Source organism: Vibrio sp. CCUG 15886 (assembly GCF_028570825.1).
Classification (GTDB): Bacteria; Pseudomonadota; Gammaproteobacteria; order Enterobacterales; family Vibrionaceae; genus Vibrio; species Vibrio vulnificus_B.
The window spans coordinates 35,045-48,834 of record NZ_JAQQBT010000008.1; the positions used below are offsets into that span (position 1 = coordinate 35,045).

The 13,790-nt window shown below is 49.8% G+C and carries 10 protein-coding genes; all 10 read right to left on the reverse strand.

Annotated elements, in window-relative coordinates; translation table 11 throughout:
- Nucleotides 1–8: 8 nt before the first annotated feature.
- Nucleotides 9–440 (reverse strand): hypothetical protein, encoded by a 432-nt coding sequence (locus PQQ36_RS14955; protein WP_273661764.1) that lies wholly within the window; start codon nucleotides 438–440, stop codon nucleotides 9–11.
- Nucleotides 441–559: 119 nt separating this feature from the next.
- Nucleotides 560–1,675, reverse strand: a complete 1,116-nt coding sequence (locus PQQ36_RS14960; RefSeq protein WP_273661765.1) for an ABC transporter ATP-binding protein — start codon at nucleotides 1,673–1,675, stop codon at nucleotides 560–562.
- A 5-nt stretch (nucleotides 1,676–1,680) separates the two neighbouring features.
- Nucleotides 1,681–2,538, reverse strand: coding sequence for a carbohydrate ABC transporter permease (locus PQQ36_RS14965; RefSeq protein ID WP_011078158.1), 858 nt, complete (start codon nucleotides 2,536–2,538; stop codon nucleotides 1,681–1,683).
- Nucleotides 2,535–3,458, reverse strand: coding sequence for a carbohydrate ABC transporter permease (locus PQQ36_RS14970; protein WP_103193069.1), 924 nt, complete (start codon nucleotides 3,456–3,458; stop codon nucleotides 2,535–2,537). Before PQQ36_RS14970 ends, PQQ36_RS14965 begins: the two co-directional genes overlap by 4 nt.
- A 105-nt stretch (nucleotides 3,459–3,563) precedes the next feature.
- Complete coding sequence (locus PQQ36_RS14975) at nucleotides 3,564–4,811, reverse strand: ABC transporter substrate-binding protein (RefSeq protein ID WP_011149836.1); 1,248 nt, start codon at nucleotides 4,809–4,811, stop codon at nucleotides 3,564–3,566.
- Nucleotides 4,812–4,930: 119 nt separating this feature from the next.
- Complete coding sequence (locus tag PQQ36_RS14980) at nucleotides 4,931–6,367, reverse strand: ATP-binding protein (protein WP_273661766.1); 1,437 nt, start codon at nucleotides 6,365–6,367, stop codon at nucleotides 4,931–4,933.
- Nucleotides 6,368–6,378: 11 nt separating this feature from the next.
- Nucleotides 6,379–7,107, reverse strand: coding sequence for a response regulator (locus PQQ36_RS14985; RefSeq protein ID WP_045612410.1), 729 nt, complete (start codon nucleotides 7,105–7,107; stop codon nucleotides 6,379–6,381).
- A 125-nt stretch (nucleotides 7,108–7,232) separates the two neighbouring features.
- Nucleotides 7,233–8,705, reverse strand: a complete 1,473-nt coding sequence (locus PQQ36_RS14990; RefSeq protein ID WP_045612413.1) for a protein adenylyltransferase SelO — start codon at nucleotides 8,703–8,705, stop codon at nucleotides 7,233–7,235.
- A gap of 77 nt (nucleotides 8,706–8,782) precedes the next feature.
- A complete protein-coding gene (locus PQQ36_RS14995) occupies nucleotides 8,783–10,417 on the reverse strand; it encodes a methyl-accepting chemotaxis protein (protein WP_101956797.1) in 1,635 nt (544 codons plus the stop codon).
- A gap of 322 nt (nucleotides 10,418–10,739) precedes the next feature.
- Entirely contained in the window at nucleotides 10,740–13,757 is a 3,018-nt protein-coding gene (locus PQQ36_RS15000; RefSeq protein WP_273661767.1) for a M6 family metalloprotease domain-containing protein, read from the reverse strand.
- Nucleotides 13,758–13,790 lie beyond the last annotated feature (33 nt).

The following is a 13,790-nucleotide window of genomic DNA, read 5'->3' on the forward strand; positions in this document are numbered from 1 at the left end:
CTTGTTAATCAAACCGCCCCATCTTTGGGTGCGATACTTCTGTTAGAGCAATAACCAGACCAATAAAAAAACTGAATAATATTCAAAGAGATAAACCAATAAGCCATAAACAGCACCCCGTTGCAGCGTTTAAAATGGGTGGGAAATGACACATCTATTAAGAACAAAAGGGTGGAAAGTGACACATTCGTATCAAACGCTTTGGGTGTGTCCCTTGTCTTTAGAGCTCGAATGGCAAGCAAGATAAACGGATTGTAGAAAAATGGATTATCGAAAAACGGATGACTGGAAAGCTGATGGTAGGGAAACCGATAGTAGGAACACCAATTACAAGAAAGCGGCGCTGACAGAAGGAAAGGCGGTTCAAGACCGATGAATGCAGAAAGGAAGTCATAAGGAAGGCGTGCCCTCACATCAAACCGCAAGCTTGGTTTGATCATTCTCCCCCGATCATGCCGCAGCGACACCGTGATAATGTGCATCGCCACGATAGAGGACACGCAAATAATGGGCTAACGCGCCCTACACGCTTCGCCCTTGTGGGTTTCACCCTACCTCATCAGTGAAACTCTATTCGTTGTTGTGATTCGGCATCAAAATAGACCGCTTTGGACAAGTCGAAGTAGAGCGATGCACTTTCCCCCGCCTTCGCTTGCAGTTCAGGAGAGAGGCGACACGCCACTTCCTGTTGATTCACTTTAATCATCGCAATCGTGTCTGGCCCTGTCGGTTCTAACACTTCCAGTTTCAAATCCAAACACGTCGACGCGCTCTGATCATCACTTGGCTTGTCGGAAATGTGCTCTGGGCGCAAACCAATCACCACGCGTTTGCCGTCTTGCTCACGCATGGAGGCAGGCAGTTTGATGTGATGCTCTTGGCCACACTCTCCGGTCACTTTAATCACTGGGTGATCTTCACTGTTGAGATCGACCATGGTGGAAATAAAGTTCATCGACGGTGAACCCATGAAGCCCGCCACAAACATATTCGCCGGTTGGTTGTAGATCTCCTGTGGTGTGCCGAGCTGTTGTAGGATGCCGTCTTTCATCACCGCGATGCGGTCTGCCAGCGTCATCGCCTCGATCTGATCGTGAGTTACGTAAACGATGGTGGTATTGAGCTTTTGGTGCAGCCGTTTGATTTGATGGCGCATTTCCACACGCAATTTGGCATCCAGGTTTGAAAGCGGCTCATCAAACAGATAGAGCTTAGGACGACGCGCTAATGCACGCCCCATCGCCACTCGCTGGCGCTGACCACCAGATAGCTGAGACGGTTTGCGATCCAAAAGGTGGTCAATTTGCAGCATTTCGGCCACACGTTGCACTTCCGCATCGATCTCGCTTTGCGCCATCTTGCGGATCTTCAAACCAAATTCGATGTTGCCGCGCACCGTCATATTGGGATACAGCGCGTAAGACTGAAACACCATCGCGATGTCGCGATCTTTCGGTTCCACTTGCGCCACATCGACACCATCAATCACAATTTCACCGGAAGAAATGTTTTCTAACCCCGCAATGGTGTTCATCAAGGTGGACTTACCACACCCTGACGGACCCACCAGGATGAGAAACTCACCAGATTCGATGCTGATATCAATGCCTTTTAAGGTTTCTTGGTCCGCTTTTGGGTAGGTTTTGCGGATCTGTTTGAGTTCTAGAGTTGCCATGTTACTTATCCTTTTACTGATCCCGCAGTTAACCCGCGTACAAAATATTTACCCGCCAACACATACACCAACAGCGTTGGTAACGCCGCAATGATCGCCGCTGCCATGTCCACGTTGTACTCTTTCACCCCAGTACTGGTGTTGACCAAGTTGTTCAGCGCCACCGTGATCGGTTGGGTTTCCGAGCCGGAATACACCACACCAAACAGGAAGTCATTCCAAATCGCAGTAAACTGCCAAATCACCGTCACCATAATGATGGGGGTTGAAATAGGCAGAAGGATTTTGAAGAAGATGGTAAAAAATCCTGCGCCATCTAGCTTGGCAGCTTTGATCAACTCATCAGGCACACTGATGTAAAAGTTGCGGAAAAACAGTGTGGTAAACGCCATGCCATAAATAACATGCACCAGTACCAAGCCAGTGGTGGTATTGGCTAAACCGAGCTTGCCAAGCACCGCGGCCATCGGCAGCAAGATCACTTGGAAAGGAATGAAGCAGCCAAACAGCAACAAGCTGAAAAACAGGTTAGAGCCACGAAATTGCCATTTGGTGACGACATAACCATTGAACGCCCCAAGCAAAGTCGAAATGGCCACGGCAGGGATCACCATTTGAAACGAATTCCAAAAGTAGCCCTTTACCCCCTCACATTTCACCCCAGTACAGGCGCCATTCCACGCTTTGTACCAAGCGTCAAACACCCACTCTTGTGGCAAGCTCATTAAGTTACCGGCCTTAATGTCTGGCAAGGTTTTAAACGAGGTGATCACCATGACAAACAGCGGCATCAAATAGACCAGGCAGAAAAAGACCAATGCGCCGTAAATAAACCATCGGGCCATGTTCACTGAAGAGTTCATGCGCGCTTCTCCCTAAGCTCGGAATAAAGATACGGCACCAAGATGGCCAGAATGCCCCCTAACATCATCATCGCACTGGCGGCACCTAAGCCGATTTGCCCACGAGTAAACGAGTGTGCGTACATAAAGAGCGCAGGTAAATCCGATGAATAGCCCGGTCCTCCAGCGGTCATCGCAGTGACTAAGTCGAAACTCTTAATCGCGATGTGCGAGGTGATGATCACTGCGCTAAAGAACACTGGACGCAAACACGGCAGAATGATTTTCCAATAGATGGTCGGTAGGCTCGCGCCATCAATTTGCGCTGCTTTGATGATCGAGGAATCAATACCACGCAAACCCGCGAGAAACATCGCCATAACAAAACCGGACGATTGCCAAACCGCAGCAATCACTAAGGTGTAAACCGACATCTCCGAGTTCACCAACCAGTCAAATTTAAAGGTGGTCCATCCCCAGTCGTTCAACAGTTTTTCTATCCCCAATCCTGGGTTCAAAATCCATTTCCACGCGGTACCGGTCACAATGAACGACAGCGCCATGGGATAGAGGTAAATGGTACGAATAGCCCCTTCCTGACGGATGTTTTGATCCAACAAAATCGCCAGAGCGACACCCAAAACGATGGCAATCGCAATGAAAAGAACGCCAAAAATACCTAGGTTAGTAATCGACGTTACCCAGCGGTCGTTTTCCATCAATTTGGCATATTGGTCAAAACCAACAAACTTAAAACTGGGTAGAAAACGGGAGTTAGTCATGGAAAGCGCCGCTGTCCAAAAAATAAATCCGTAGATACACACCACCGTCACTAGCATGGTCGGCGCTAACACCAGTTTCGGTAACCAGTGTTGCAAGCGATCAGCTAGCGAAGGTTTTGGTGCGATTTTGCTCGTTGGCCCACTCAAAATATGCTCCATAACGATTCCTTGTAGCGAAAAACACTTCCTTCCGAGCAAACGCTCAGAGTGAGAAGATCAGCTGAGATAGGCAGACAGGCAAAGAGCGCCTGCCCGCCTAGGGGGTTAGATCGCTGCTTTCACGGCTTTCGCCAGTTTCTGTGCAGCTTCTTTTGGATCCGCCTTGCTGTCGTTAAAGAAGTTGGTCACCACATCGTAGATCGCACCTTGTGCGTAACTGGTGGTAGAGAGGCCATGCGCCATACTTGGCACGAGATCACCCGACTTCGCGCTGGCTTTGAAGGTCGCCATCGAGTCAAGCGCACATTGATCAAACTTACTCATGTCCATATCCAAGCGAACTGGAATCGAGCCTTTGTTGAGGTTGAACACTTCTTGGAACTCTTTGGTCAAGATGGTGCGAGCCAAATCTTGCTGGGCTTTTTGATTGGCTTTGTCGCTCAGTTCAAAGAAAGCAAAGCTGTCGATGTTGAAGGTAAACTGGCCAGCCGTTCCCGGCGCTGGGGCACAAATGTAGTCTTTGCCCGGTACTTTGCCCGCGGCGCTAAACTCACCTTTTGCCCAGTCACCCATGATTTGCATCGCCGCTTCACCATTGATGACCATGGAGGTCGCCACGTTCCAATCACGTCCCGGAGCGTTGCTGTCGATGTAATCACGCATTTTTTTGAACTTAGTGAACACTTCCACCATCTTGTCACCAGACAAGACGTTCATGTCCAGATCGACAAACGCTTTGTTGTAATCTTCGCTGCCTAACACATCCAGTGCCACCGCTTCAAACACGGTCGCGTCTTGCCAAGGTTGGCCACCGTGAGCAAGAGGAATAAAGCCCGCCGCTTTGATTTTGTCCGCAGCGACAAAGAACTCATCCAAGGTGGTTGGTAAGCTCACGCCCGATTTTTTCAATACATCAGGGTTTGCCCATAGCCAGTTAACACGGTGAACGTTGACAGGCACAGCCACGTATTCACCATCAAATTTCATCACCTTTGTGACAACGGAAGGCAAGATGCCATCCCAGTTTTCTTGTTTCGCTGTCGCATCGAGAGAAGTGAGGAAACCTAACCCACCCCATTCCTGAATATCGTGTCCTTTAATTTGAGCAGCAGACGGAGGGTTGCCTGAAACCGCACGGGTTTTCAGTACCGTCATGGCAGATTCGCCACCACCGCCGGCAACCGCAAAATCTTTCCAAGTGTGACCTTGCTGTTCAAGCATTTGTTTGAGCACGGCAGCGGATTTCGCCTCGCCACCTGCCGTCCACCAGTGCAGCACTTCTACTTCGCCTGCTTGTGCAAAAGAGGCAGCAGAAATAAGAGAGAGGGTAAGTAGGGTTTTCTTCATTTTCATTGTTATCTTCCATGTATCGGATTAGACAGATCAGGTCATGCCTGATATTGAGCAGTCTATCCATAACTGGAGATAAGCATTGCAACAAACCGTAACCACAAAGTAACACCTTTGTTACATTACACTTCCAGCCCTTTAGGAATCAGCACTTGCGCACGTAAACCACCCTGCGGCAGATTGCTAATAATGAGATCTCCACCATGTCCGTGTAAGATGTTTCGGCAGATACCTAAGCCTAATCCATGCCCTTCACTGTCCTTTGCTAAGCGGAAATAAGGTTCAAACACGGCCTCTAATTGCGCTTCCGCAATTCCCGTCCCTTGGTCATCAATGGTGACGTAAATCCACTCCTCACTGTGTTCGAGTGTCACCACCGCTTGTTCACCATATTTCACCGCGTTGTCGATCAAATTGGTGAGCACTCGCTTTATCGCCAGAGGCTTGGCCACCATAGGCTCCATGATGATGGGACGAAAATGGACCTTAGTATCGTGCTGATTATAGGTATCAATCACATGCTCGATCATCGCATTGAGATCGATGTAGTCGTTGTTCTCATGCAAATCGGTATCGCGCACACACTGCAGCGCCCCTTTGACCATCATCTCTAAATCATCGAGATCGCGATTGAACTTGCTGCGTTTGGTGTCATCTTCGAGCAACTCGGCTCGGATGCGCAAACGGGTGATCGGCGTTTTGAGATCGTGAGAAATGGCGGAAAAAAGATGCTCTCGGTCTGCCACGTAACGACGAATACGCTGCTGCATGCGATTAAACGCACGCGTGGCTGTCACCAGCTCACTCGCCCCTTCTTCTTGCAACGGTGGCTGCTCGATATTGATGCTCATTTCATTGGCCGCTTTGGCTAAGCGCTTGAGCGGCTTCACCTGACGGCGGATCATGGTGTAAGTCAACACTAACAATAGCGTGGTTGAGAAGAAGAGAAACAAGATCTGCTCACGCCCTAAAATGGTGTCATCTAAGGTCAAATAAGGTGCGGGAAGCAGCGCGGCAATGTAGATCCACTCGTGACTTTCTAACTCAATCTGCACCACCAATACGGGGGGATTGATCGGTTCCAAAGTGAGCGTGTGGTGCGCCCACGATTTGGGCAGGTCATGCAGATAGATGTCGTCTTTCAGCAAACGTAAATTTTGCGGATGCGAGAAGTCAACGGAGATTGAGGCAACCTTGGTGAGTTTTTGCTGCAGCACACTTTCAACGGCCAGCACCGAAGCCAGTTTTAACGGTGTATCGGCAATCGGCTCAACGGTCAGCTTCTGTTTATTGAAAGAGACGAAAAAGCGCGTGCCGCCCATATTGCGGATCTGATCCAGCACGATATGACGATAACGCACGGGTAAGGATTGGAAAAAGGTCACCGTCGAGGCAAACATGCCCGCCATGCTTTCCGACGCCGAGCGAATACCTTGCAGCTCTTTCTGTTTGGACTCGCTATACCAGATAGCGGTGGCGATCCCTTGAGCTATCACCACCGCGAGCAAGGTGAGCAACAGCGTTCTGGCAACCAAGGAGTTGGGGCGAAACCTCTTCATCTCCAATCACCTCAATGTTCGTAGCTAACAGGCACCGACAAAATATAGCCATTCCCGCGCATGGTTTTGATGTAGTGTGGGTAGCGCGCACTGTCGCCCAGGCGTTGACGTAAACGTGACAGTTGAACATCAATACCGCGCTCAAAAGGCAGCGACTCACGCCCCTTAGTGGCATAAGAAATGGTGTCACGATCGAGGATTTCATCGGGATGGGTCAAAAACAGCATCAGCAAAGCAAAATCACTGCCTGACAGTTCGTGTTGTTGACCATTTTCTTGATGAACAATACGGTGTGCTAACGTATCCAACCGCCAATCACCAAAAACAATCTGCTTTGGCAGCGTGTCACTAGGCTTCTCCTGCGTGACTTGCACGCGGCGTAAAACCGCTTTGATGCGCGCCACCAAATGGCGTGGGTTAAAGGGCTTGGCAATGTAATCATCGGCACCAATCTCCAAACCGATGATTTGGTCTGTCTCTTCCGAGACCGCCGTGAGCATGATGATCGGCACTGTCGATTCACGGCGCATAAATTGGCATAGGCTGAAGCCGTCTTCACCGGGAAGCATGATGTCGAGCAGGACTAATTCTGGATAGCCGTTTGCTGCGAGGTAGTGCTTTAACTGATGCCCATCCGCCACCGTGGCCACTTGGTATCCGTTGCGACTCAAATACTCATCCAGCAGTTCGCGAATTTCGCTATCGTCGTCCACCACTAAAATTCGAGTTACATCCTGCATCTGAGCTCATCCAAAAAATTACAACTTATTTACATAGTGTATCGATTTCAACGCGAACCACTGACGAAAGTTTTAATAATTTTTGAAGCTGATCTGGAGCTAGCTCACAACTTAGCAGGCATAACTTAAGAAGAGCAACTGATGACCATCTTCTTACCCCATTCTGGAGGAAGGTGAGCATACGCTTCCATTTCGGCTTGCTCGTCATAGGGATTTTTCAGCAGCTTGGCCAAGGTATGCACCTCCGAAAAATCGCCCTGCTGCGCTTTGTCGATCGCCTGTTGCGCGAGATAATTGCGCAAAATGTACTTGGGATTGACGGCGCGCATTTGCTCACAACGTTGCTGGGCAGATTTCGCCTCTCCAGAGGCGGTTTGCTCCATCGCCACCCGTTCAAGGTAACGGCTTAGCCAACCATGGGCGGCGTCTCGGTCAATAAACAGATCGATCACCGTTTGTTCATCCTCCCTATCGAGTTGAGAAAGGGTACGAAAGAAGCGCGTGTAGTCGGTGTGATTCTCCGCCAACAAAGCAAACATGGCGTTAAATAGCTCGCTGTCTCCCTCTTGCTGGCTAAGCAAACCGAGTTTTTGCCTCATCAATTGACTAAACACCTTACCGAGTGTCGGTTCGTACTGAGCCAAGGCCAGTTCCAAGTCGTCACGTTCAATTAAGGGTGATAAGGCATGCGCCAGTGCAGAGAGATTCCACAGTGCCACACGAGGCTGTTGGTCAAACGCGTAACGGCCTTGATAATCCGAGTGGTTACAGATGTAACCTGGCTCATAATCATCGAGGAAACCAAACGGACCGTAATCGAAGGTTTGACCCAAAATCGACATGTTGTCGGTGTTCATCACCCCATGAGCAAACCCCACCGCCTGCCACTGGGCAATCATGGTCGCTGTGCGCGCCACCACTTGTTCAAACATCGCCAAATACGGGTTGTCGTGTGCAGCGCACTCAGGCATGTACCATTCGATGACATTGTCAGCGAGAAGGCGCAACTCATCATATTGTTCGGTATAGAAAAAATGCTCGAAATGACCAAAGCGGATGTGCGTTTGGGCAAGACGAATCAAACAAGCGCCCTGCTCGACTTGCTCACGATAGACGGGCGTGTCGCTCACCGTCATGCCCAACGCGCGCGTTGTCTCGATGCCAAGAGCGGCCATCGCTTCGCTGCAGAGGTATTCGCGAATTGTTGAGCGCAGCACCGCTCGGCCATCTCCCATGCGAGAAAAAGGCGTCAGCCCTGCGCCTTTAAGATGAACATCGAACCACTGCCCTTGCTGGTTTTGCATTTCGCCCAGCAGTAAGCCTCTCCCATCGCCTAAGTCTGGGTTGTAAACCCCAAACTGATGGCCGGCGTATTTCATCGCTAAAGGCTTGAAGGAAGAAAACGGCTCCGCACCGGAGAAAACAGCGAGCAATTGAGGATCGTCAGCGTGCTTGGGTAACGCAAACCCTTGGGCGAGTTCACCATTCCAAATGACCCAACGGCTATTGTCGAGCGGTTGAGGGATCACCAAACGATAAAATACCGTGGGGAGTTGAGCGTAGCGTTGGGCAAATTTCACCGACGACCAAAGAGACATAGCGCATCCTTCCTGATGAGTTTTTCGCTACGCTACCACAGACTTCTCTCGACAAACACCGAGAGAAATCAGGGGCTCTAAACTTTGAACTGCGCGACCAAGTCGTCCAATGTTTCGCACTGCCCTGCCAACGATAGACAAGCATTTTCTGCACTGCTGACCATTTCCACCATGTGATGACTGTTTTCCAAAATGTGCATCACATTGTTGTTGACCTCATCGCTGACACTGGTTTGCTCGCTGGCGGCGGTCGCAATTTGTGAGTTCATTTGGCTCATCAACGAAATCGATCCGATGATTTCTGCCAGCGAATCACTGGCTTTACCTGCATTATCAATCGTATCGTGGCCCCGCTCTTTACTCGCTTGCATCACCGCAACCGCTTCTCGCGCCCCTTGCTGCAGTTTTTCGATCATCGATTGAATTTCACCCGTACTTTCTTGAGTACGGCTAGCGAGCGAACGCACTTCATCGGCCACCACGGCAAAGCCACGGCCTTGCTCACCGGCGCGAGCAGCTTCGATCGCTGCGTTTAGCGCCAGTAGATTGGTTTGATCGGCAATGCCTCGAATCACATCAAGAATAGAGGCAATGTTTGCTACATCGAGGTCCAGGTTGTGAATGACTTGGCTGGCGTTATCCACTTCCCCAGCAAGACTTTGAATAGAGCTGACGGTGGTCTTCAAAATGGCGTTGGTGTTGTCCGCTTCGCGGTTGGCTTTGTGACTGGCCGATGCCGCTTCATTGGCATTCTCGGCAACCGACTGACTGGTCATCTGCATTTCGTTAACCGCAGTGGCCACCATCTCACTTTCTTGTTGCTGCTGGCCTGAGAACTCGGCCACCGTTTGCGTCAGCGTTTTGATGTTCTCCATTTCAGCGCGCACCGCGTTGGAGGAAATAATCACCTGCTCGACTGTGGAGTGGATCCGAGAAACAAATTGATTAAATGCGCCTGCCAGTTGTCCGAGTTCGTCGTCACTGGTCGCCACCATGCGTTTTGAGAGATCGCCATCCCCTGAAGCGATTTCCGCCATGGCGTGACTAATGCCTTCTATGGGTTTAAGAATTAATTGCTTGGCCATGACGAAAGAGAGCAACACCAAAGCGATGGAGATAACCGCTCCAGCTTCAATCACATACACACTGTAATCAATCGAACGTTCAACCTCTTCTCTTAACTGCCCTTGCACTTGCTCGATTAAGCTACGAATGGAAACCAGTTGCTGGCGCAATACGGCAAATTGCTGCTCAAACTGGCGACGGTTATCTTGGTCGTAACTTTTCGCATTATTGGGCTGGGCAAACATCGGCTCATAAAGCGCTAACCACGCTTTTGCGGCACTCGTTAGATTCGTCAGTTGCTGACGCTCCGATTCTGGCAACAAACCGGCATTAAACAGCTCTCGGACTTTGCCAACTCTCGGTTCGACGTTGTAGGCATTATCTTTAAACTCACCAATGTGATAATCCACCTCGCTTTGTGACTGCGCCAGTAATATTCCTTGAGCCGCTGTGATCACTTGGTAAATGTCTCGATAACCATCTTCTAAGCTATCCATCACCGGCTGCACTTGAGTATTGAGCATTGAATTAAGCTCAGCTTGTTTATTGGCTTGCAGTACATTAATCAGTGTCGTCGCAACGATCACCAATGTCAGTAAGCCAATCGGCAGCATCAGCTTCTGTTTAATTGAGAGTCGATTGAACATAAATGGCCTTATTCATCGCTGATTGTTCGCCCATTCTCAATGACACTCTAGCGCCTTGGCTGGAGGTTTTGAGAACAAGGCTTACTTGGGGTATGAATTAACTATAGAGCAAAATCAGCCTGTTGCTTGGCGACAACTGAAAAGCGCTCCCATTGCCAACATCAGCTTGCTTAGGCAGGCGCTGCTCTTCTCTGCAACATTCCCTACACAAGGAAATGGCGATAAAAAAGCGCACTCAAAGTGCGCTTTGGATAACAAGATCGTTCGCCACCATTTGATGGCTCTGGTAAAGAGTGGCTCTGGTAAAGAGTGGCTTTGATAACTAGTGGTTTTGGTTACGAGTTCGCCATACACCTAGTAACCCAAGAATAACAACCATTACTCCCCCCATACCGCCGCCAGAGGAGCCGCTGGAACTGGAGCTTGCTACCACTGCCGTTGTTGATGACACGGTGATCGTAACTCGTCCTTGCGCTGTGGCGCCTTCGGAATCCGAGACGGTGTAATGCAAAGCCACCTCACTGGTGGATGCCATCTCTTCAGGTGCTTGATAGCGAATCTGATTGTCAATAAGCGACACGCTTCCGAAGGTCGGCTGTGATACTTGGGTTATTTGCAACGTTTGCCCATCGTGATCGCTGTCGTTAGCCAGTGGCGTGATATCAATACGCTCTCCGACCTTAACCGACACATGATCATCTTGCGCCACTGGTGGCGTATTGACGATAACAATCTGCACATGATCGCTGTGACTCAATCCACTTGGATCGCTCGCTTCTAACGTAAACGCAAACACATCTCCCATACGAGCCGAAGCTGGAATCGTAAACTGCGCGGTGTCACTATCGGTTCCACTCAGGGAAACCGAAGGACCAAACGTCTGTCGCCATTGATAGTTCAGAGGGTCTCCATCTGGATCTTGCGTCGTCGTCCCGTTTAGCTGCACACGCTGACCAGCAATCAGTTGACTTGCTTGCACATCAACGTTCACTACAGGAGCAACATTATCGCCGACAACAACAACCTCGACGTTTGCAACGTCAGAGATCATTCGCCCATCCGCGGTTTGCAATCGATAGCTGAAACGATCTGAACCTACAAAATAAGAGGAGGCAGTGTACGTTAAGCCACTCAAACGGCCATGTTGTGGCTGAGTAACAATGTGCACTTCCACTTGCCCTGCCAAGGTTGCGTCAATGCGATCGTTGCTGGTCAGCATGAGTTGCAGTGAGCCATTTTTGCTGACTTCAACGCGATCATTAACCGGTAGCAATAGTTCGCTGATGTCTCTGTCCAGCAGCGCGGCAAAAGGAATGAGATGATACGGCAGTAATTTACTCATGCCGTCACTGCTGCTGGTTTGCGAATTTCCTAACCAGATGGTTTTACTTCCTTCCGGTTCCATATTTTGGAGTTCACTAAACTGATAGTTTTGCTCCAGTTGCGCGTTCGTCAGCTCAATGACTAACGTATGCGACCCCATAGCCAGTTTCGCAGGGGCATCAAATAACAGGCGACCATTACCAAACGTCGAGCCTTGGGCAAGCACGATACGCTCAGCTGGATTGAGCACCAAAGAAGCAAAATTGGCATTTGATACCGGGTAACTTGCCACCACATACTCAACGGGCTGAAGTGCATTGAGTACTTGGTAATAAAGCTGCACCCCCTCCAATACCGAATCTGAATTTAGCGTGACAGCAAATGCGGCACTGTTCTTCTCCGCTTCACTGACAACATAGCTACGACGAAGACTGGTCATCCAAGCGAAATCATACCCTTCAACAGGGCGACGAAAGAGGAACGAAGCAAACGCATCTGAACTCGCAATATTATTTAGGCTCACGCCAGTGGCAAAGCCAGTGATTGACGTTAACGAGGGGTGCGAGCTATCACTAATAAGGCTATTTTGGCTATCACCAGGATACACATCCGCGCCGTCAGTCCAGCCGCCATTCTCAAGCTCAGCTAAGCCATCCGCTTGCATGATCTGCACTTGCATCGGGCCTGTATGGTTAAAAGCATGATTGATGTTAACAGAGGTCACCAATACCCCTTCCGCTGTCAGCGCTCGATCGTAATCCTGCTTGCGGCGGTTCTCGACATACAAACGCGGACCAAATTCTTGTAGATAGGGGTCAAGATTGACGATGGCCGCTTGCTGATTAACGATTTGTACGTCGTTGTCTGAGCTGGTCAGGATCTGTGGATTGATGAAGCCAGCCGCATGTCGGCTCCAAGCACTCATATTCACAGGAGTCTCTCCTGCATACAGATCGCCCTCTTTCATTGCCCAAGAACCTGCGCCCATTACCCCCCAAGATCCCACTGAACCTTTGTGGTTATAAGAATAAAGGTCTGGTAGATCGAGCATGAGATGGCCAAGCTCATGCACAATCACCCCCAAGGTGGATTGATGGTTGACTTGATAATCGGCAAACAAGCAGTAGGCAGAAATGTGCTTACCATCGACATAAACCGTGTTGTGGAAATACATGTGCGGCCAAATTGCAGGCTTCGTGAGCACACCGGTTGAGCGGTCTCCACCAGCAAAAACAAACATCACCGACAGCTCAGTTGGGTCGATAGAGCCGTCGCGGTTGAGATCGTAGGTCGAAAAATCCACATATTGGTCGATCAGTCGGTATGCTTCACTAAAGATGCTGTTCAAACGATTGGTACAAATTTGGCTGTCGTGACAATTCGGATGCTGCTGTGAAACCCGAATGCTGATCACGCCGTCATTTGCCGTACCATAGGTTTCTTGAGCTGGTACAACGCGATACTGGCCAAAAGAGTTTTTGTCGTAGTAATCCACCACACTTTGGTTGACGTCACTGAACACCAACTCAGTAAAATCATGATCCATCGAAATGTTGCTAAACGACACCTGCACAACCAACAGCGGTTGCTCAAACGGCTGCGCTCGGGAAGCGAAAGCGGAACGTGTTGAAAAAGGAGTTTGCTGCAGCGAACGAGAGCGTTGAGTGACGGGGCGCTCCGGCTGACTGGCGTGAGATGGCGTCATTTGTAACGCCGAGCGGTCTTGAGCAGTGAGAGGAGGCTGCGAGTCGGCCAATTTGGCATCGCCACTCGAAATCAGATAAGGCTTAGCACCGTCGTTTTTTATTTCTGCGAAAAACCATTTATCTTGCTGCTCAATCAGCGCATTGCCTTGCTCGTCTTCATACCAATGGAAATCCGCATTACCCGTTAAGCGCACTTTCGTTGCAGAGCCGTCACTTAATTCGACATCATGCCAAATCGGCGCAGGTGGTACCGTTGCCGCTGCAGAGGCAGACAGTGCCAAAGCAAGCGTAAAAATCAGCCATTTGTTCATTCTTAACCCTAACTCCCTTTAAGATATCGCTCG

Coding starts and splice junctions, on each gene's coding strand:
- PQQ36_RS14955 (WP_273661764.1), bottom strand. CDS start 440: ATGATCAAACCAAGCTTGCGGTTTGATGTGAGGGCACGCCTTCCTTAT.
- PQQ36_RS14960 (WP_273661765.1), bottom strand. CDS start 1,675: ATGGCAACTCTAGAACTCAAACAGATCCGCAAAACCTACCCAAAAGCG.
- PQQ36_RS14965 (WP_011078158.1), bottom strand. CDS start 2,538: ATGAACTCTTCAGTGAACATGGCCCGATGGTTTATTTACGGCGCATTG.
- PQQ36_RS14970 (WP_103193069.1), bottom strand. CDS start 3,458: ATGGAGCATATTTTGAGTGGGCCAACGAGCAAAATCGCACCAAAACCT.
- PQQ36_RS14975 (WP_011149836.1), bottom strand. CDS start 4,811: ATGAAAATGAAGAAAACCCTACTTACCCTCTCTCTTATTTCTGCTGCC.
- PQQ36_RS14980 (WP_273661766.1), bottom strand. CDS start 6,367: ATGAAGAGGTTTCGCCCCAACTCCTTGGTTGCCAGAACGCTGTTGCTC.
- PQQ36_RS14985 (WP_045612410.1), bottom strand. CDS start 7,107: ATGCAGGATGTAACTCGAATTTTAGTGGTGGACGACGATAGCGAAATT.
- PQQ36_RS14990 (WP_045612413.1), bottom strand. CDS start 8,705: ATGTCTCTTTGGTCGTCGGTGAAATTTGCCCAACGCTACGCTCAACTC.
- PQQ36_RS14995 (WP_101956797.1), bottom strand. CDS start 10,417: ATGTTCAATCGACTCTCAATTAAACAGAAGCTGATGCTGCCGATTGGC.
- PQQ36_RS15000 (WP_273661767.1), bottom strand. CDS start 13,757: ATGAACAAATGGCTGATTTTTACGCTTGCTTTGGCACTGTCTGCCTCT.